Raw genomic sequence first — 18,709 nt, 5'->3', positions numbered from 1 at the left:
AAAAGAAAAAGAGCAGGGCTAACGTAATGAGGCGTCATTGCGCATGCTCTGCTCTTTCTTCTTGCTTCGGGTTATCGAACGTGTTTAGTAACGCATCCAGCTGGATAAGCCATTCATGTACGTGTTCATATGGCTGATCCAGCTGAAGCAAGCGGCGTATCATCTGGTAGAGAGCGGGTGACAGCGAAAGCTCTTCCTCCCAGCTGCGCTCAGGTTCGTTTTCATTCGCCGTATATCCGGAATAGAGCATGAATAAAAAGAAGTGTCCCAATGCGTACAAATCGCTGGAAGGAGCGACTTCCCGTTTTAGCTGCTTTTCAAGCGGGTAGGCTTCCAGGTCATCAGCGCCATAGGTCGGTTTATCTCCAACGAATCGAGCGAGCCCAAAATCAATCAGGTACGGTGTATTGTTTTGCCATATGACATTTGGAATCCGAACATCCCGGTGAATGAGTCCGTGTGTGTGGAGATAAGCGACCAATTCACCAATCTGCCGCATCAATCGCATACAGATTCGCTCATCTACAACGATATGATGATCAAAAAGCAATTCTTCCAGGGTGGGTCCCTCAAAATAAGTCATCACCAAAAAGGAGTCTTTTCTGTAGCGGAACGAATCAATCCACTTAGGAACCTGAGGGTGGGAGAGTGTGGATAAGACCTGCTGCTCATACACCTGCATGGCTTCTCCTTTTGCAGTCCCACGTAGGCTCGGTTTTACTTGCTTTAGCACAACATGATTTCCCATCGGAGTGTGCGTGGCGAGGTAGGCGATCCCGTAACTACCAATTCCAAGAACATTCACAATCTCATAATCGCCAATCTGTGATCCCGGACGATAGGGCCTATCGCGGATGGTATCGTCCCACCACGTTATCAATTGAGTCCACATATCCGCTTCCCTCCTGTATTCATCTTACCATGAAACATAAAAATGACTGACCGTTTTTATTTGAATTTGCTATAATCAGTTCGTTACATGTAGACAGGAGCGGAAGTGAAGATGAACTTTATCATTGACTGGCTATCCTTTTACTTGATTGAGCAGCCTGAGGAAGAGGATGGTATCAAAAAAGTACGCATGACTCGAAATTTAAGCCATGATGAATATCAAAGAAGTGAGCTTCGGGATTTCCTGGATGGGGAGTTTGCTCGGATCGCCAAGCGCAAAGTCGAAATGAACCCCAAAACCGAAGGAACACCTACGAAATTGGGACAATTTGTTCTGGAGCCCGGTCACCCGTTAGACTCAAATCCAAACTATGCTCTTCTGAACCGACTTCTGACAGCAGAGACGGCAGGAGAAAGCAAGGAGCCTTGTCAGGAGCTGATTCAATCGTATCTGCGAACGTCACAGGTACGGGGGGGCGTCATGATTGTCGTTCGTACAAGACTGGAGCTTTTAGATGAACGGTATGTATTTATTTTAAAGTGTGATTTCGAACAAAAGACTGCTGTCATTACGGACGAAAAAAGCCTGATCTCCAATGTGCAAATGGCTATTAATGCAAAAAACATGAAGTCACTTATGTACCCGTATATGATTGAATCTGGAATGAATGACCCATATCATGTAAAAATTCATCAGTTTTCCCATGCGAAGTATTTTGAAGAGTTTTTACGTTTTATCGAATACCCGCAAACCGTGACGCAGATCGTCTCGGAAGAGGTCATTTCAATGGCTAGACAGCATATTGAATACTCCTATCCAGAAGAAACAGAGGAAAGACAACGAGAAGAAGAAGCAATCGAACTGATCGCAGCGAGCCCAAAACGTGAATTGGCGGAAAAATGGGAGCATGAAACGGTCATGGAAGCGATGCACATCATTACAGACCGTCAGCCAGAGGTAGAGCTTAAATTCAAGCTGGATCATATGCAAGTACGGACCATGCTGGCGGACTATGGGACAAGCCTTCACATTGCCAAGGTAAACGGGCGCTATTTAGTTTTGCTGGAAGGCGAGCAGCTCCAGTTCGAGCGCGGGGTATCTCCCGTTGAATTTGTGAAACCAAAAGCGCTGGCAGATATCGTAAAAGAGATCGAAGCACGCAGTCATACGATACAACCAGTGATGGCTACCGCCCAGGCAGATGATGAGGACCGGCCGCCGTGGGAGTAAAGCAGGAGGTGTAATTGAGGTTGAGTGAAAAAGAAAAGAAGCAAGCAACCAAACCAGATGGACAAGCAGTTTCCCTAGTCGGAGGAGAGCAGCAGGTATTTCCAGTGTTACGCCATGCATCATTGGTGAAAAAAAATCCGGATCGTTGGGTGACAAGGCCACATACGGCTGATACGGTTCTTCTATACGCCTTGGATGTGGGTGAAGGATATATCCTGATTGAACAAAGTCACCTTATGTCTGCTGCCTGGACAGAAGAAAAGCTACATCAGTGTGCGATGGACAATCTGGAAAAGCTCCCTTTTTCGGTGAAAACGCAAGAGGTAGCAGGTAATCACATTCATTTTATCAGTCCATCAGATGGATATGCCGCAAGCCGGATCTTGCTTGATTCCGTCATTCGCAAATTTGATGAGAGCAAGCAGGGAGATGCTCTCGGTGTGGCCATTCCGCATCAAGACGTATTGGTAATTGCCGATATGGTTGGTGATGCTGGGGCGAATCTATTGGCGCGATTGACCTATGACTTTGCTACCAAAGGGCAAGTACCGATTTGTGTCCTGCCTTTTTATTGGGAGGATGGGGAGTTGACCCCGTTTATCGTTGTGTCTCACGGTTCAGAGACGGCGGTACAGAAAAAACCGCCAACTGCTTGATTTGATCTATTTCGGAAATGCGAAGACTGCCAATTGCTAGCGGCAGTCTTTTTTGATAAGATCCGGTTTATGGTATAAGTCTTTTTTATCACGGGAAGCGTGAGGAGAGAAAACATGCGCAACTTTATGATTGGACAATACGGTTCGTTTGATGTCCAAAAGTATGAGCGAGACTATAGACAGACCTTTTACGGGATCGAGGCTTGCCTATTTGAAAAAGAGTCAGATATTTTAAAATTAAGGAACGAATCTCAGCTCAACGGTTTTCAAATCGGAGTTCACTTTCCTTTGCGTGCAGGGGGTTCAAAGCTGAGAGATGCACTCTTTTTGGCTCGGGACGAGGATGTGAGACAAGACGCGTTTGAATACATACAGAGGGAATTGGACTATTTGGCAGCGATCAAGCCAGCCTATATTTTATTTCATTACCCGAAGCCAGTTATTATTGATGATCGTGTCAACTGGGATAAATGGCGTTTTAGCGATGCGATAGAATATGTGTTTGAGAGCTGCTATTCCTTTGGCGAATTTGCAGAAAAAAGTGAGCTCTTGTTTGCATGGCTTTCGGAAAAAAGCAACGAATACGGCTTTAGTCCAGTCCTAGAATTTGATGCATTGAATTCGTACATATACGATTCGAATTATTTGGAAGGTCTACTCTTGAAATATCCACAAATTAAGCTTTGCTTGGATACAGGACGCCTATTTTTCCAAGAAAAGATTGATCCCTTTTTTCAGGCAGAGAAAGTCATCAAGAAATTTGCTGTTTATGCAAGTAGCGTTCATTTATGGAATATGAAATATACCGACAAGGTCGAGTACAACCATTATCCGGTATTGCCCGAGTGTCGAGTTGAGGATGGCTGGGCACCTATCGAAGCGTACTTGACATGGATGCTTCAGGCAAATCCTCACATCAAGATTATGTTTGAGCACCGTTCAGAGTTGGTGAGTGAAGAGCAGCTGCAGCGATGCTATGAGTGGGTGGATCAAATCGTAAGCAAAGCCCAATGACCCTATAATTTCTGGGGTTTTGGGCTTTTTTCATTTGTGTTCAAGGGTCAATAGAAATTCTCTATTCGTGGATAGAAAATCTTTGTGCTTTTCTTTATTGACGATGAAGGTAGTCGATGATACAGTAAGGTACAATTCCAAGTTAATAACTATGAATTGTAAGCTTTGAGATCTTGATGGAGGTGAAAGTACCGTGGCTCAAACAGAGGCTTTTCGAATTCGGGACGCAGTTGATTCGGACCGCGAAGCGATACAAGCGGTTGCTTTAGGAGCCTACTTGCAATATGCTGAGGTGCTGCCCAAGGACAGGTGGGAAGCCTACCGGGATTCAATACTTGCTTCTGTATATGGAGAAGATCCAGCAGCTCGTATCGTGGCCGAATGGAATCAAGAAATTGTAGGGAGTGTGCTTTTGTTCATTACCTCCGAAAAAGCATATGGGCGACCGCAATTAGGGATCAAGGGTCCAATCATCCGGTTGCTATCGGTTTCCCCGCATGCTCGGGGAAAGGGAATAGCAACTGCGCTGATCAAAGAGTGCGTACGCCGTGCGCAGCAAATGGGTGCTGATTACCTCCATTTGCATACTTCCGATATAATGGCAGCAGCCGTAAAGCTTTATGAGCATCTCGGCTTCGAAAGGGCAGAGGACAAAGATATGATGAATGGTACCACCTTAGTGAAGAGCTTTCGAATAAACCTGCAAACGACCAACCTGCTGGAATCAGTAAATACGAGTAGGTAGTAGCTCTGTTTTACGCAAAATATATATGGAATAAGTCTATAGCAGCCGACCGGATCACCGGAGACGTTCAAGTTTCTTAATCGAAGGAAAGAAATGATTGAGGGAAATTGAAGGTCTTTTTTTATTACCCAAACGATTGGGCAGATCGTAGCGGACCATTATAAAATTAAAACTAACTAAACCCATATGAATAATTGGATAAAAAGTAAAATTAGGGGGCATCGACTATGAAAAAATCTGGAAAGTTATCATCTCTTCTTATCAGCCTAGCCATTTTTTCTGTTGGCTGCGGATCGACAGAGAGTGCCAATCAGACGAGTACATCTAAGCCGCCAGAAGCTGGAGCTGCGGGAGTGAAGAAAATCATTGTTGGTACCGGTACGAAATTTCCGAATGTTTGCTTTATCGACGAGAATGGAAAACTGACGGGTTATGACGTTGAGCTGGTCAGAGAAATAGATCAGCGCCTCCCGGACTATGAGTTTGAATTCCAGACGATGGAATTTGCCAATTTACTGCTCAGTCTGGAGACGAAGAAAATTGATTTTATCGCACATGAAATGGAGAAAAATCCGGAGCGTGAGCAAAAGTATTTGTTTAACAAAGAACCGTATGTCATTTGGAAGACAAGGGTAGTCGTACCAAAGGAAAACGAAACGATCCAATCACTCGACGATTTAAAAGGAAAGAGGGCTTATACCACCGCAACGTCTGCTGCAGCGCAAATTTTAGAAAACTACAACAAAGCAAATAACAATGCCATCAACATTGTTTACTCCAACGGCAGTGCCAACGATGCTGTTAACCAATTGACCCAAGGGCGTGCGGACGCGACACTCGGCTCCGACTTTTCACTCCCGCTTATCGATCCACAAGGAAAGCTAAAGACAGTTGGTGAGCCGCTGGTATCCTCTAATGTCCTGTTCATGTTTCGCAAAGATGAGCAAGAGGCGCAAGTATTATCAGATAAGATCGATGAGGTCATTAAACAGCTCAAGACTGATGGAACCCTAACCAAGCTGAGTAGCGAATGGCTTGGCGGTGACTATACGAAATAATTGGAGCTAAACGAAAGGTGAGATCACGCAATGGGCAAGGAATTCGAGATCACCTATGTATTTACACTCTTTACCAAGCTTCTATCCGCGCTTGGCACAACCATGTTCATCGTCGTAGCTTCGATTCTGCTTGGAGTTATCGTCGGGTTTCTCATAGCCCTACCGAGGCTGTACAACATACCTGTGCTGCGTCACTTTTCGCAGGTATTTGTGTCATTTTTTCGAGGAACTCCGGTCTTAATCCAGCTCTTCCTCATTTATTACGGGTTGCCTGAAGTATTGAAGCTGCTCTCTCTGGATGTATCGAGGGCGCCGGTATTGATGTTCGTCATCTTCACGTACGCACTGCACAGCGGGGCATTCATCTCCGAAGCGATTCGGGCAGCGGTTACTGCGGTTGACCGGGGGCAGGTGGAAGCGGCTTACGCTGTCGGCATGAACGGTTACCAGGCTTTTTCTCGGATTGTTTTACCACAAGCACTTGCTGTATCTATTCCTGTCCTGGCCAATATTGTCATCGCGAATCTCAAGGATACGTCTCTCGCCTTTTCGCTGGGAGTCATCGAATTGACAGGGAAAGCGCAAACGCTTGTAACAGCCACACAGCATTTTATTGAGACGTATATCGCCTTAGCTGGTATATATCTGTTGATCAGTATCGGTCTTGAAAAAGTGTTTAACAAAATGGAACGTCGTCTGCTCTCCCATGAACGGAGTGTTGTTCAAAAGGTGGAGGAGAAAGGCAGCAACAGCTTGCTTTCATCCTATAAAGGATTCGTGACCAGGCTGAAGCTCGGAAAAGGGGGGAGTGGGTTATGAAGCTGGATGTATCCTTTTTGCTAGACGTATTTCCACTTTTACTATCAGCGCTCCCAACGACACTGCTGATAACGGCTGTTTCTGTAAGTGTAGGATTTGTAATTGGAATCGTGATTGCCTCGATACGCATCTATCGAGTGCCCTTCCTTTATCCCATCGCAGTTTCCTATGTGACGTTTATCCGGGGTACGCCCATGCTAACCCATTTGTTTCTTATCTATTTTGGTCTTCCTCTACTCGTTGATGGTTTTGCTTCGTTTGCCGGTTTGAGCTTTCGTGCTGCTTCGATCCCTTTAATCTGGTTCGCTTTCATTTCGTTCTCCATTACGGCGGGGGCCTACATGTCAGAGGTTGTGCGCTCGGGGCTTTTGGCAGTCAACCGAGGACAGACGGAAGCAGCCTATGCGATTGGGATGACTACCTGGCAGGCGTTGAGACGGATTGTGTTTCCGCAAGCATTTGCCACCAGCTTACCGAATTTATCAAATTCTGTGATAGGCATGCTGCACGGCTCAACCCTTGCTTTTACCGTTTCCGTCGTTGATATCAACGCGAAAGCACAAATTGTGGCCACAATCAATTGGAAGTTTTTTGAAGCCTATATTGCCGCTGCGATTATTTTCTGGGGATTAACCATTGCCATTGAACGAATGACAGGACTTATCGAGAAGCGAATCAATCTGTATAACAGAGGAGGTGTCGCATGATCAAATTAACAAATATTACGAAAAGCTTTGGACGCAATCACGTTTTAAAAGGGATTGATTTGCATGTCAACAAGGGTGAGGTGGTAGTCATCCTTGGTCCGAGTGGCTCTGGCAAGACGACTTTGCTGCGATGCATCAACTACTTGGAGAGACCAAGCGACGGTCAGATTGTCATTGGCGGGAGCATTGTTGATTGCAAGCGTGCAGGAAAGCAAGACATTCTACAGCTACGGCGAAAGAGCGCGATGGTATTTCAACAATATAACTTGTTTAAGCATAAAACCGCATTGGAAAACGTGATGGAAGGCTTGGTGATCGTGCAAAAGCGACCAAAGGAAGAAGCACGAGAGCGGAGTGTGAGCGTGCTGGAGAAGGTGGGACTTAGCAGCAAGCTCGACGCGTATCCCAGTGAATTATCTGGCGGTCAGCAGCAGCGAGTCGGGATTGCAAGAGCACTTGCTTTGGAGCCAGAGGTAATTCTATTCGACGAACCGACGTCTGCGCTAGACCCTGAACTGGTCGGCGAGGTTTTGGAAGTCATCCGCAAGATCGCCAAGGAAGGAATCACGATGATTGTCGTGACCCATGAAATGGGCTTTGCGCGGGAAGTATCCAATCACGTTGTGTTTATGGACGGTGGGGTCATCGTCGAAGAAGGGACGCCACAGGAAATATTCAGTTCGCCAAAGGAAGAGCGTACCAAACAGTTCTTGAAGCGGATTACACCAGAGTGGAGCTATACGATTTAAGTTGCCTACTATTTGTCAGGAGCGTGAACGAGATGGGAATCAAGCTGAGCATTTTGGACCAAACCCCTATTTTTGCAGGAGAAACGCCAACCCAGGCATTTCGGCATACGATCGAGCTGGCACAATTGGCAGAACGCCTTGGCTATCATCGTTTTTGGGTTTCAGAACACCACGATTCGGATCGGGTAGCAGGCAGCTCACCTGAGGTATTAATATCCTATTTGCTTGCCCAAACGAATCAGATCCGAATCGGCTCCGGTGGAGTGATGCTCCAGCATTACAGTCCTTATAAAGTGGCGGAAAACTTTAATGTGCTGGCTGCACTTGCTCCGGGCCGTGTCAATCTTGGTATCGGTCGTGCGCCTGGTGGTTTGCCTCGCTCTACACGTGCCTTACAGCAAGGAATTACGGAACCGCCAACGTTGTCTGAAAAGCTATTGGAGCTGCAGCAATACGTACACAATCAAGTGGATGAAAAACATCCGCATGCGGGGATTGTAGCAGCACCTGTTGTGGATATACCCGCTGATATTTATGTGCTAGGCACGAGTGTCTCCAGTGCAGAAATCGCAGCCGAGTCTGGTTTGCCGTATGTGTTCGCGCTGTTCATCAATAGTGATGAACAGGTTGCCCGCGATGCATTTACGGCATATGCGCGCAATTTCAAAGCGAAAGATGGACGTGAGCCACTGCCAATTTTGGCGCTATCCGTTATTGTTGCCGACTCGGAGGAAGAGGCGGAGGAGCTGGCAGGGGGCTATGAGCTTGTAAAAATCAAGTTAGCGAGCGGGAAGACGCTGACAGTGGGAACAAAAGAGCAAGCCGAGGAATTTGCTCGGCAATCGAATGAGGAATATACAATCGAAACGCAGCAAGCCCAAATAACGCGAGGCACAAAAGAGTCGGTAAGAGCCAAGCTGCGAGAGTTGCAGGAAAAATTTGCAGTCGACGAGCTGATCGTCGTTTCGACCAATGTGCAAAACTTTGAACAGAGAAAGCGTTCCTACGTTTTACTGAAGGAAGCTTTCACCGAGCTGGAAGGGAGAGAAGTGGAATGGGAGCAAACCATCACGGGGTGATTGTAAATTTCGCAAATATCGAACAGCGATTAGTGGACATTCGCAGGCACCTGCACCAAAATCCAGAGCTCTCCAATGAGGAGTACGAGACAACTGCTTTCATCCGAGAACAGCTAGAGCAGGCAGGTATTCGGGTTTCCTCGGACTATGCCTTGCCAACAGGCTTGATTGCCGAGGTGGGTGACCCAGAGCATGCATCAGGTCCTATTATCGCCCTGCGAGCTGACATCGACGCGTTGCCGATTCACGAGCAGACAGGGCTTCCCTACGCATCCAAAATTCCTGGGAAAATGCATGCTTGCGGGCATGATTTTCACACTGCTGCAATACTCGGTGCAGCCTTTTTGTTAAAAGAACGGGAGCATGAGCTAAAAGGAACCGTCCGCTTTGTTTTCCAGCCCGCCGAGGAAAAAGCCGTCGGAGCTGTGAAGGTGCTGCAAGCCGGTGCTTTAGAGGGAGTGCGAGCGATTTACGGTTTTCATAACAAGCCTGAGCTGCCAACAGGTACGATCGGCATCAAAGCGGGAGCTCTCATGGCAGCAGCAGATGGCTTTGTCATTGAGCTGGAAGGTGTTGCTTCTCATGCTGCGGTACCTGACGCGAGTATAGATCCGATTGTAACCGCAGCTCACCTCGTTACGGCACTCCAATCGATCGTTAGTCGTAACATTAATCCTTTGGACAGTGCTGTCATTAGTGTAACGAAAATAAACAGTGGGACTTCATGGAATGTCATACCCGAAAAAGCCGTTCTAGATGGAACACTTCGGACCTTTGACGAAGAAGTTCGGAGCAGGGTCATAGAACGCTTCGAACAGATCGTAAATGGTGTTGCCGCTGCCTTCAGGACAAAAGCGACCTTGCGATGGATACAGGGTCCGCCATCTGTTACGAACGATGCCTATCTGGCGGTAGCAGCAGAGAAGACAGCCAAGCGACTTGGCCTTACCGTGGTAGAGCCGAAGCCGTCACCAGCAGGAGAGGATTTTGCCTTTTACCAAAAGGAAGTACCTGGGTTCTTTGCTTTTATAGGGACATCTGGAGAAAGAGAGTGGCATCATCCGGCATTTGATGTCGATGAACAGGCATTGCCACTCAGTGCTTCGTTTTTTGCCGAGCTGGCAGCTACTGAGCTGGAGCGGTTTGCAGCATCACAGGAATAAAGAGGAGGCTGATCGAGAACAAATGAGCCGAATATATGACGTTATTGTAGTTGGCGCGGGTTCGATGGGCATAAGCGCAGGGTATCAGCTCGCAAAAAGGGGCATACGCACGCTCTTGATTGACTCGTTTGATCCGCCTCATCAGCAGGGGAGCCATCACGGGGAAACACGCCTGATTCGCCATGCGTACAGTGGTGGTTCTACCTACATTTCACTTGCTCGACAGGCAGATCGGTTGTGGCGGGAGCTGGAGGAGTTGTCACAAACACAGCTCCTTGTACGCGCAGGCGTCATTAATTTGACAGACAACGTGCGCCTGTCCTTTCTTGACCGGATAAAGGATGCTACCCGACTGGGAGTAAAAGTCGAGCGGTTAGAAGCAGCTGAAATTACGAAACGATGGCCGGGCTTTCGCTTGCCGGAATCGTTTGAAGGCATGTATGAGCCTGATGCTGGTTTTCTGTTTAGTGAAAGATGCATCGCCGCTTACCGGTCGCTAGCCCTCGCTGAAGGGGCGGAAATTTTGGTGCATACGCCAGTCGAGCAGATTGTTGTTCAGGACGCTGGAGTTTGCGTGAAAACGCATAGTGGAAACTATTTTGCCTCTCAATTGATAATTAGTGCAGGAGCATGGCTTCACACACTGGAGCCGTTCGTAGCTTTGCCGGTGAGGGCTGTTCGAAAGACGGTAGGCTGGTTTCGTGCAGAGCCGCGATTGTTTGACCAGGCTGTCTTCCCGGGCTTTACTCTTGCTACCGAGCATGGAGGCTATTACGGATTTCCGAGTATTCAAGGCACAGGACTCAAAATCGGCAGACATGATGGGGGCAAAACGTGGCGACCAGGAGAAAAGCTTGAGTCATTTGGTGCATTTGCGGAGGATGAAACAGACCTGCGAAATACACTCGAAGCATACATGCCCCATGCGGCCGGTGGCCTTTTGAATGGAGGGGTCTGCAAATACGAGCTGACACCTGATGAGAATTTTATTATCGACAGACATCCGAATTACGCGAATGTACTCGTGGCAGGAGGCTTTTCGGGGCATGGCTTTAAATTTTCTAGTGCAGTAGGTGTAATTTTAGCTGATTTGATAGAAAATCGTAAGCCCGCTGTGGAGCTGAAGCCATTTTCGATTTCGCGTTTTGATGCCATTACCACGTAACCTAAACGAGCTTAGCGATAGCAAAAACAGTAGCAGAACTGGAGGAGGGGAAACCATGGGAAGCAAAAAACAACTCAAGCTAGGTGCTATGTTGCATGGGATTGGAGGTAACATTTCGGGATGGAGACACCCGGACGCTATTACAGATGCGAGTGTGAATTTCGACTTATACAAGAAATGGACGCAAAAGGCAGAAGCAGGTAAATTTGATTTTGTTTTCATTGCCGATGGATTATATATTACCGAAAAGTCGATCCCGCACTTTTTGAATCGGTTTGAGCCAATAACCATCTTGAGCGCACTCGCTGCGATTAGCTCTAAAATTGGCTTAGTCGGTACCGTGTCTACCTCCTACAGCGAGCCTTTTACGATTGCACGCCAATTTGCTTCACTTGATTTGATCAGCGGTGGGAGAGCCGGCTGGAATGTAGTGACATCGCCACTCGAAGGCTCAGCACTTAACTACGGCAAGACCGAGCAGGAGCATCCCTCTCATCCCGAGCGCTATAAAATCGCGAACGAGTACCTGGAGGTGACAACCGGGCTATGGGATTCATGGGAGGATGATGCATTCGTTCGCGACAAGGAAACGGGTGTGTTTTTCGATCCTAAAAAAATGCATACGCTCAATCATAAAGGGAAGTATTTTTCTGTGAAAGGACCGCTCAATGTAGCCAGATCCAAGCAAGGTCAGCCAGTCGTATTTCAAGCCGGTGCCTCCGAGGATGGGAAAGATTTTGCAGCAAAGGTAGCGAATGCGATCTTTACGGGGCAAGAAACGCTCGAAGAAGCCAAAGCTTATTATGATGACGTCAAAGGGCGCGCCAGGCTATTCGGTCGTAACCCGGATGAAATCAGTATTTTGCCAGGCATCGGTCCGATTATCGGCAGCACGCAGGAAGAGGCTGAGCGTAAATACGCACAGGTAGCAAGCTTGGTGTCCATTGATCGTGCTTTGGACTTTTTGGGCCGCTTCTATGAGCATCATGATTTTACGCAGTACCCGCTTGACGAGCCGTTTCCAGATTTGGGAGAGCTGGGGCGTAACAGCTTCCAAAGCTCGACGGACAGGATGAAAGCGTGGGCAAAGGAAGAAGGCCTCACGCTGCGGCAAGTAGCTCTGCGAGTAGCGACACCGAAACCAACACTGCTCGGAACGCCAGAAAAGATAGCAGATACACTGCAGGAATGGTTTGAAGCAGGAGCAGCAGATGGATTCATCGTTGGGGCATCCGTTCCTCGTGGCTTGGAGGAGTTCGTCGACCATATCGTCCCTATCCTGCAAAAACGTAGACTTTTCCGTGAGGAGTACGAGGCAGATACGTTGCGAGGCAATCTTGGTATTCCCATCCCCGAAAATAAGTTCGCAGTCCAAAAGAAAGCTGTATTAAAAGAAGGCTGATCAACTGGTACCAAGCCAGCGAACCCCATCGGACAATCGATGGGGTTTGTACGTTTGGAGGGAACCACTACTGGGCTGTGCGAATACCATGTCGATATCGACTGATTGTGGAGGGATCCATTTTGTATCCAAGATACCCGTATTACGGTTATAAAATGAAATGTGAAGAAGTGCCTATTTCCTTTCCGGCACAGCATCAGGATCGACAGCCGGGAATGGAGTATCTGATGGTCCCGCGCCCGATATATGACAACCCACAGTATATCGGCAGCGGGAAGCTGAGGGATAAGGTAGCGATTATTACGGGCGGAGATAGCGGGATCGGGCGCGCGGTGGCCGTTGCGTTTGCCAAGGAGGGAGCAGACGTAGCCATCCCTTATCTCGATGAGCACATTGACGCAGAAGAAACGAAGCAGGTCATCGAGAGCTATGGCCGTAGCTGTTTGCTGCTTCCTGGCGATTTGCGGGATGAGCTGTGGTGTCGAGAGGTCATACAGAGAACGGTTGCCAGTTATGGGAAGCTGGATGTGCTGGTGATCAATCAGGGTGTTCAATTTCCGCAAGCCAGCATCCGCCAGATAAGCCGACAGCAGCTGGAGGACACTTTTCGTACCAACATCTTCCCAAATTTCTTTTTAACGCAGGAGGCACTGCCTCACCTGCAGCCCGGTAGCTCGATAATTAGTACGACCTCGGTAACTGCCTATGCTGGGCATTCCCAGCTAATCGATTATTCCGCAACGAAAGGAGCGATTGTTTCATTCACACGCTCTTTGTCTCTGCAGCTTGTAAGTAGTGGCATCAGAGTCAATGCGGTGGCACCTGGTCCAATTTGGACTCCCTTGCAGGTTTCCAGCTATTCGGCGGAATATATTACTACCCTGGGTTCGGATACGCCTATGCGCCGTGCCGGTCAACCGTTCGAATTGGCCCCCACCTATGTCTATCTAGCGTCCGATGATTCCGGTTACGTGACGGGCCAGGTGCTTCATGTAAACGGTGGGACGATGACGGAAACATAGACTTCTTGGACTATTCGATCTGAATAGCACCCGTGGTATGACTTGCGGGATGAAGCAGTAATTGCAAAAACCTTCCCGACTCATGAATCAGCCAGTAAGGCTGTCTATTACCGTATATGTATAAATTGGTGGCCGCCCAGAGCATATCATTTACCCGCGCATGATCACCCATTAAGCGAGCACATTCCCCCATTGCGATCCATGGATATAAGTCACCGGTTTGGAAGGTGTCAAAATGAGGAAACGCGGTTGTTATTCGTTGATAGAGCATGTGTGCAATCGCTGGATCTGCGACTTCGTATATAATCGGAAACGCTTGTGACGTTACATCAGGATACCATTTTCGCCATCCTGGATGTGTAAAGTCATACATCGCGTACGATTTGCGAAGCCTGCTATACATCTTCAGAATCCCCATTTTACAGGCATTGGCACGAATCTGGGCCTCGTTAGCATTTCGATTATCTCCGAGACAGGAGAATAAAAAAGCAGCATCCTCCAAACCGCGCATGACTTCACAATTGTCCATTAAATACTTGACTCGGTAGGAGTGCTTTGCCCAAGTCAATCCGTCCTTTTGTTGGAGGCTGGCGATTCCATGCAGAAGTATGATTAATTCTGCATGCTTGGTTGCCAGCCAGTCCGTCTTTCCAGTAGCTCTTATCCATTCCGCGACAAGGCTGAATAACGTTGCGTGGTAGCTGTCCTCACTATCTGCTGTCCCTGTATCAATTTCGGTTTGTCCTTCCAAGCGGTAGTCGTTGACGAAGCCATCGTGACCCATATGGTGAAAGTACCATTCGATGTGGCTTTGTATCGGCTCCCATTCGTTCAACGGAATCAGAGCAAGCAAAGCCAGATTGGTAAAGTACGGATTAATCTGTTCACGTATAGGTGCCAGTCGAAACGTACCACTTGTAAGCCAGCAAGACAAGAGAAACGCTTTTTCATGCTCAATCAGTGCGCTTTTCTCGCACGTCATTCTATCATCACAACCTTCCTCACGTTAAGGTTGTTACCCACTTAACTCCGTATTCCATCCACTGGAGAGAACGGGCATACGAATCATTGTCCATTGGAGACATATCAACGATCTCTTCACCAACCATACTATTCCACTTTTCATGACGATACCAATCGACTCCATCAGCAGGTGCATGATCGAAATTCTCCCATACACTGAGCAAGGCGGGACTGTATAGCTTTGACGTGCCCTCTCGCAAATTTTGTCCATCTACTCTCAATTGATAGTCAGGATTGAATGACAGCATGTTCTTGCGCGGAGTAAAGAGATGTGGCCAATAGTCTGCTCGTGAGCCAGTATGAGGAATCCGCGTGGCAAAAGCAACTATTTTCTCTAAGCGTAAAGGATCTTCAAATAAAAGCTTGTAAAGTGTTTTTCCTAGCATGATCCGTTCAGTGACTTCTGGAAAATGCTCTACATTTAGCCCAGTCAAGCTGATTCGTTTGTCAGTCGGGTGTGCTTTATAAGGAAAAAGCACTTGGCTAAGAGAGAGAACAGATTGCGCGAAAAATGCAAAGGTAGAGAAGATGCGATTCAGTGTAAAAGGCTTTTGGACAACCCGCTGCTCAATGTATTGCTGCTCATTGACGATGAGAGCCTGAGTCAATCTGGAGCTGTCTTGACTTGTTAAAAATTCCTTCCAGTAGCTGTGCATAAAAATCGATACACACAATGGACCAAGCAAGGATGTCAGGTCTGCACCTGTTCGTTTCATTTCCTTGTAAAGCAGCAGCTGTGGGTAAGCATCTTGAAAGATAAGCCAATTACTTCTTTCGAAAAACCAAAAAAATGGCTGGATCGCATGCTCGTCCATCAGCAGCGGAAGCCATTCCCCTTTTAAATCTGTCATGTTCCAGCCACCATTGCGTGAGACGAGATGTGCCAGCAAAGCCCAATGAATTTCTCTGTGCTCCTGATAAAATTCCAGATATGCCTGCGTGCGCGTCACGTTATTTAGGTTGGCGAGGGCTGTCTGATGACGAATATGGGCGATTAAGTCTTGTTTGTGTAGGGTCATTGGCTCAATAGTCATGCTGTCGCTCCTTGCTTTTTCAATACAACAGGTTCCCAATTTGCGTAAAAAAATCTCTATCGCGGCCTCCTCAAGGAGGAGCGACCGCATTTTAGCGGAAGATTTTTATGCGTTCCAGAAAGTTTAAGCTAGATTGCTTTCATACGGTGAAGCACTTAAACTTTCTTACACGTAAAAAAAGCAGGCCCGTAGGATGACCCGCTCTTGCTTCATCCAATCATTTCTAAAACGAGAAGTCGGACCATCAGTTTTTCTTTGGCCTCTTCCCAAGTGTTTGCAAAAATGACCACATGCTCGGATTGAAACTCTGTTTCTGCGATGAAAATACCATCCTGTTCGTATATGTTCATAGAAAATCGTCCTTTCTGATGCCTTTCAAGCATTGTATGCTATCATGATCAAGATGATGCATACCATTTGCTGAAATGATAAGCAGAAAGGGTGGAATTACGTGGAAATTATCGTAACACAGGAAGCGCTGCGGCAATTAAACGCTATGAATCACGCAAAAGATAAGGATACATTTATACGAATTAATGGTGAATTGGTCGGTGGATGTGGTATGACGGTGGATTATGCTTTGTGGTGGGATGAGAGGGGAGTTAATGATCTGGAGGTCGTCGTAGAGAAACTCACGTTTTTGATCGATAAAGCGACGATCGAGTATATCGGTTCTGAGAAGCTGACCGTCGATTACCGGCCACAGCAGGGATTCCGCCTCGTCTCTCCACATCAGATTGTGGCTTATGGACTGGCTTTAAAAGAGCGTTGGGGGTAAAAATAATAAAAGAAAAAAGACCGGGCTTAAAATATGGCTCGGTCATTCTTTCTGCTCAACCGTCTCAACTAAAACCATGGTTCTAGCATCCCTATCGGAAAACCAGTCTGTTCGTCCGAATCGGGAAAACGGCCCCAGGCAAAAACGCCATTGAAGTAATCAATTGTAAATGGCTGATCATATTCAGGGACACTGTACTTTCCACCGATTCGGTAATCATCTGTTCCTAAATAATACGATTTAGCCATAAAGTATTTTTGCTGAATAATGCCAAACTGAGAACTGTCGCCAAGCTTCTTCTTTGCTTCTGCTTCCAGTCGCAAACGCTCCATTTCTTCTTGGAGCTCAGCTAACGTCATTTGACTGTACAAGCGCACGGGATTGCCTCCTTTCCATACAGCTTCATTGTAGCAAAAGACAAGGGAAAACGCGATGGATATAGAATCACTAGAAAGAAAGGAAAGGGGAGAAGAACAGATGAGTCGTTTTGACTTGACCGGAAAAAAAGCCATTGTTACAGGAGCAGGAAGAGGGATAGGAAAAGCTGTTGCACTTGGCCTCGCCGAAGCAGGTGCCGAAATAGCAGTCGTAGCCCGTACAGAGGGTGACTTGCAGGAAGTTGTACAAGAAATTAGAGCAAAAGGCGGCATTGCGCACCCAATCCAGGCTGATTTGACTGCTTCAGGAGCTGCTGACCAAGTCGTTTCCCAAACGCTTGAAGCTTTGGGCGGGCTACATATTCTTATAAACAATGCAGGAATGAACATACGCAAAAAAGCGCATGAAGTGAGTGAAGAAGAGTGGGATCGTGTTGTAGACCTGAACATGAAGGCAACGTTCTTTTTGAGCCAAGCTGCAGGTAAAATCATGTGTGAGCAGCGCTATGGACGGATTGTCAACATGGCATCAGTAGCCGGTCTGGTTGCTCTACGCACAGGTGTGGCTTACGCATCCAGCAAGGCGGGTGTGATTCAAATGACGCGTGTACTCTCCCTGGAATGGAGCAAATTCGGGGTCAATGTGAATGCGATTGCACCATGGTATTTCCGTACGCCATTGACAGAAGAGCTATTGGCAAACGAGACGTTTTTGCAAGAGGTGCTTAGCCGCACGCCTAGCGGGCGAATTGGTGATGTGGATGACCTGGTTGGACCAGCTGTTTTCCTGGCATCCGATGCAGCAGCGTACATAACGGGCCAAACGATAGCAGTCGACGGTGGCATGTCTGTCTACGGATTTTAACAAGTGAGAAATAAAAAAAGGGCATCCCCAGTTGGGGATGCCTAAATATTTGGGGGCGATTGAGAAAAATACCGATCGGCTGTTCGCATCATTGTTTTGCTCTCACCCAAAACAATGACGTAAGCCAAAAATCTAGCAACGCATACATCCATGGATGAATACGTTTAAGAAGTCATTCACGTTGAATATCGATCGTTTTCTCAATGCGTTGAAAAAGTGCTTACGCTATAAAAATAACAGTCAAAAGTAAATTACGGATAAAGTAAAAATAAAGTATTATTAAATTTTTGTTTTATCGTGCAAATGTGTGATTACCAATGACGACAGTTTTTTCCCTCGACCAGATCCAACGGGAAGTGGCAGTATTCGGATTGAAGAAGTACAAAGAACCATTCGTTGGGTCCTTTCCGTTTACGGCTTCCTGAACTGCTTTGCGTGTACTTGCGTTAGATGTGCGCGAGAGATGGCCGTCATTGAGAGGCGAAAATGCGTTGGGGGCGTAAATAACCTCTCTTACCGTATTTGGAAATTCAGAAGAAGCTACCCGATTCAATACAACAGCAGCAATGGCTACTTGTCCTTCATACGGTTCTCCCCGGCCTTCCGCATAAACGAGCCGGGCGAGCAGTTCCATATCCCTGTCCGATACTTTCACTTTTCCATTGCGAGTGACTTTCGGTCGATCGTCTCGACTTGTCGAAATGGAATCGCGTTTTCCTGTAGTGACGGGAGTAGTTGGTTTTGCTTGCTTCTTTGCTAGTTGTTCCTTGGGCGTTGAGGGGCCTACTGGAGCAGGTAAAGCTTGATTAAAGTGAGGGGCTGAAGCGCTTGTTGGAGTTACTAAGAGGCATAATAGCAGCAAACCAAAACTGTTAATAAAGAAGAAAAAGCGCAATCGCGCTTCACGTGTTATCACGTTGGGAACCACTCC

At 47.2% G+C, this 18,709-nt stretch carries 21 protein-coding genes; 15 read left to right on the top strand and 6 right to left on the bottom strand.

Translation table 11 applies throughout. The annotated features are described in order from the left end of the window. Positions 1-34: 34 nt before the first annotated feature. A complete protein-coding gene (locus SB752_RS18015; protein WP_410716988.1) occupies positions 35-892 on the bottom strand; it encodes a serine/threonine protein kinase in 858 nt (285 codons plus the stop codon). A gap of 111 nt (positions 893-1,003) precedes the next feature. On the opposite strand from SB752_RS18015, the gene SB752_RS18010 reads away from it, so the two are divergent. The 13 genes from SB752_RS18010 (at position 1,004) to SB752_RS17950 (ending at position 13,701) form a co-directional block, all read left to right on the top strand. Then, positions 1,004-2,122, top strand: a complete 1,119-nt coding sequence (locus SB752_RS18010) for a DUF3900 domain-containing protein (protein WP_410716987.1) — start codon at positions 1,004-1,006, stop codon at positions 2,120-2,122. Between the two features lie 20 nt (positions 2,123-2,142). Next, complete coding sequence (locus tag SB752_RS18005; protein WP_410716986.1) at positions 2,143-2,778, top strand: DUF1444 family protein; 636 nt, start codon at positions 2,143-2,145, stop codon at positions 2,776-2,778. Between the two features lie 114 nt (positions 2,779-2,892). Further along, positions 2,893-3,792: a sugar phosphate isomerase/epimerase gene (locus SB752_RS18000; RefSeq protein WP_410716985.1), complete on the top strand. Its 900-nt coding sequence runs from the start codon at positions 2,893-2,895 to the stop codon at positions 3,790-3,792. Between the two features lie 193 nt (positions 3,793-3,985). After that, positions 3,986-4,537: a GNAT family N-acetyltransferase gene (locus tag SB752_RS17995; RefSeq protein WP_410716984.1), complete on the top strand. Its 552-nt coding sequence runs from the start codon at positions 3,986-3,988 to the stop codon at positions 4,535-4,537. Between the two features lie 227 nt (positions 4,538-4,764). Beyond that, positions 4,765-5,595 (top strand): transporter substrate-binding domain-containing protein, encoded by an 831-nt coding sequence (locus SB752_RS17990; RefSeq protein WP_410716983.1) that lies wholly within the window; start codon positions 4,765-4,767, stop codon positions 5,593-5,595. Positions 5,596-5,625: 30 nt separating this feature from the next. Next, positions 5,626-6,414 carry an amino acid ABC transporter permease gene (locus SB752_RS17985; protein ID WP_410716982.1) on the top strand — a complete coding sequence of 263 codons (789 nt, stop codon included), beginning with the start codon at positions 5,626-5,628 and terminating at the stop codon, positions 6,412-6,414. Further along, positions 6,411-7,121: an amino acid ABC transporter permease gene (locus SB752_RS17980; RefSeq protein WP_410716981.1), complete on the top strand. Its 711-nt coding sequence runs from the start codon at positions 6,411-6,413 to the stop codon at positions 7,119-7,121. Before SB752_RS17985 ends, SB752_RS17980 begins: the two co-directional genes overlap by 4 nt. Beyond that, positions 7,118-7,870, top strand: coding sequence for an amino acid ABC transporter ATP-binding protein (locus tag SB752_RS17975; RefSeq protein ID WP_410716980.1), 753 nt, complete (start codon positions 7,118-7,120; stop codon positions 7,868-7,870). Before SB752_RS17980 ends, SB752_RS17975 begins: the two co-directional genes overlap by 4 nt. Before the next feature lie 32 nt (positions 7,871-7,902). Then, the gene (locus SB752_RS17970; RefSeq protein ID WP_410716979.1) at positions 7,903-8,949 is read left to right on the top strand and encodes an LLM class flavin-dependent oxidoreductase; all 1,047 of its coding nucleotides are present in this window, start codon (positions 7,903-7,905) and stop codon (positions 8,947-8,949) included. Continuing rightward, positions 8,925-10,112: an amidohydrolase gene (locus SB752_RS17965; protein WP_410716978.1), complete on the top strand. Its 1,188-nt coding sequence runs from the start codon at positions 8,925-8,927 to the stop codon at positions 10,110-10,112. Before SB752_RS17970 ends, SB752_RS17965 begins: the two co-directional genes overlap by 25 nt. A gap of 22 nt (positions 10,113-10,134) precedes the next feature. Further along, positions 10,135-11,277 carry an N-methyl-L-tryptophan oxidase gene (solA, locus tag SB752_RS17960; protein WP_410716977.1) on the top strand — a complete coding sequence of 381 codons (1,143 nt, stop codon included), beginning with the start codon at positions 10,135-10,137 and terminating at the stop codon, positions 11,275-11,277. 55 nt (positions 11,278-11,332) lie between these two features. Then, a complete protein-coding gene (locus tag SB752_RS17955; protein ID WP_410716976.1) occupies positions 11,333-12,679 on the top strand; it encodes an LLM class flavin-dependent oxidoreductase in 1,347 nt (448 codons plus the stop codon). Positions 12,680-12,801: 122 nt separating this feature from the next. Next, positions 12,802-13,701: an SDR family oxidoreductase gene (locus SB752_RS17950; protein WP_410716975.1), complete on the top strand. Its 900-nt coding sequence runs from the start codon at positions 12,802-12,804 to the stop codon at positions 13,699-13,701. 10 nt (positions 13,702-13,711) lie between these two features. On the opposite strand, the gene SB752_RS17945 is transcribed toward SB752_RS17950, so the two are convergent. From SB752_RS17945 to SB752_RS17935, 3 genes are all read right to left on the bottom strand, one after another. Continuing rightward, positions 13,712-14,683, bottom strand: a complete 972-nt coding sequence (locus SB752_RS17945) for a hypothetical protein (RefSeq protein WP_410716974.1) — start codon at positions 14,681-14,683, stop codon at positions 13,712-13,714. A gap of 19 nt (positions 14,684-14,702) precedes the next feature. Beyond that, positions 14,703-15,758 carry a DUF2515 family protein gene (locus SB752_RS17940; RefSeq protein WP_410716973.1) on the bottom strand — a complete coding sequence of 352 codons (1,056 nt, stop codon included), beginning with the start codon at positions 15,756-15,758 and terminating at the stop codon, positions 14,703-14,705. A gap of 209 nt (positions 15,759-15,967) precedes the next feature. Continuing rightward, positions 15,968-16,108 (bottom strand): hypothetical protein, encoded by a 141-nt coding sequence (locus SB752_RS17935; RefSeq protein ID WP_162839535.1) that lies wholly within the window; start codon positions 16,106-16,108, stop codon positions 15,968-15,970. A 101-nt stretch (positions 16,109-16,209) separates the two neighbouring features. On the opposite strand from SB752_RS17935, the gene SB752_RS17930 reads away from it, so the two are divergent. Beyond that, on the top strand, positions 16,210-16,536 hold the full coding sequence (locus tag SB752_RS17930; RefSeq protein ID WP_410716972.1) for an iron-sulfur cluster biosynthesis family protein: 327 nt from the start codon (positions 16,210-16,212) through the stop codon (positions 16,534-16,536). 68 nt (positions 16,537-16,604) lie between these two features. Here the strand turns inward: SB752_RS17930 and SB752_RS17925 are convergent, their stop codons facing one another. After that, positions 16,605-16,913, bottom strand: coding sequence for a YfhH family protein (locus tag SB752_RS17925; RefSeq protein ID WP_410716971.1), 309 nt, complete (start codon positions 16,911-16,913; stop codon positions 16,605-16,607). 100 nt (positions 16,914-17,013) lie between these two features. Between SB752_RS17925 and SB752_RS17920 the strand changes: the two genes are divergently transcribed. Then, a complete protein-coding gene (locus SB752_RS17920; protein ID WP_410716970.1) occupies positions 17,014-17,778 on the top strand; it encodes an SDR family NAD(P)-dependent oxidoreductase in 765 nt (254 codons plus the stop codon). 292 nt (positions 17,779-18,070) lie between these two features. On the opposite strand, the gene SB752_RS17915 is transcribed toward SB752_RS17920, so the two are convergent. Continuing rightward, entirely contained in the window at positions 18,071-18,694 is a 624-nt protein-coding gene (locus SB752_RS17915; protein WP_410716969.1) for a cell wall hydrolase, read from the bottom strand. Positions 18,695-18,709 lie beyond the last annotated feature (15 nt).

It is taken from the genome of Brevibacillus sp. SIMBA_040, assembly GCF_046535075.1.
Taxonomy (GTDB): Bacteria; Bacillota; Bacilli; order Brevibacillales; family Brevibacillaceae; genus Brevibacillus.
The sequence above is the reverse complement of the archived record's forward strand: the minus strand, read 5'-3'. Positions and strand labels throughout refer to the sequence as shown.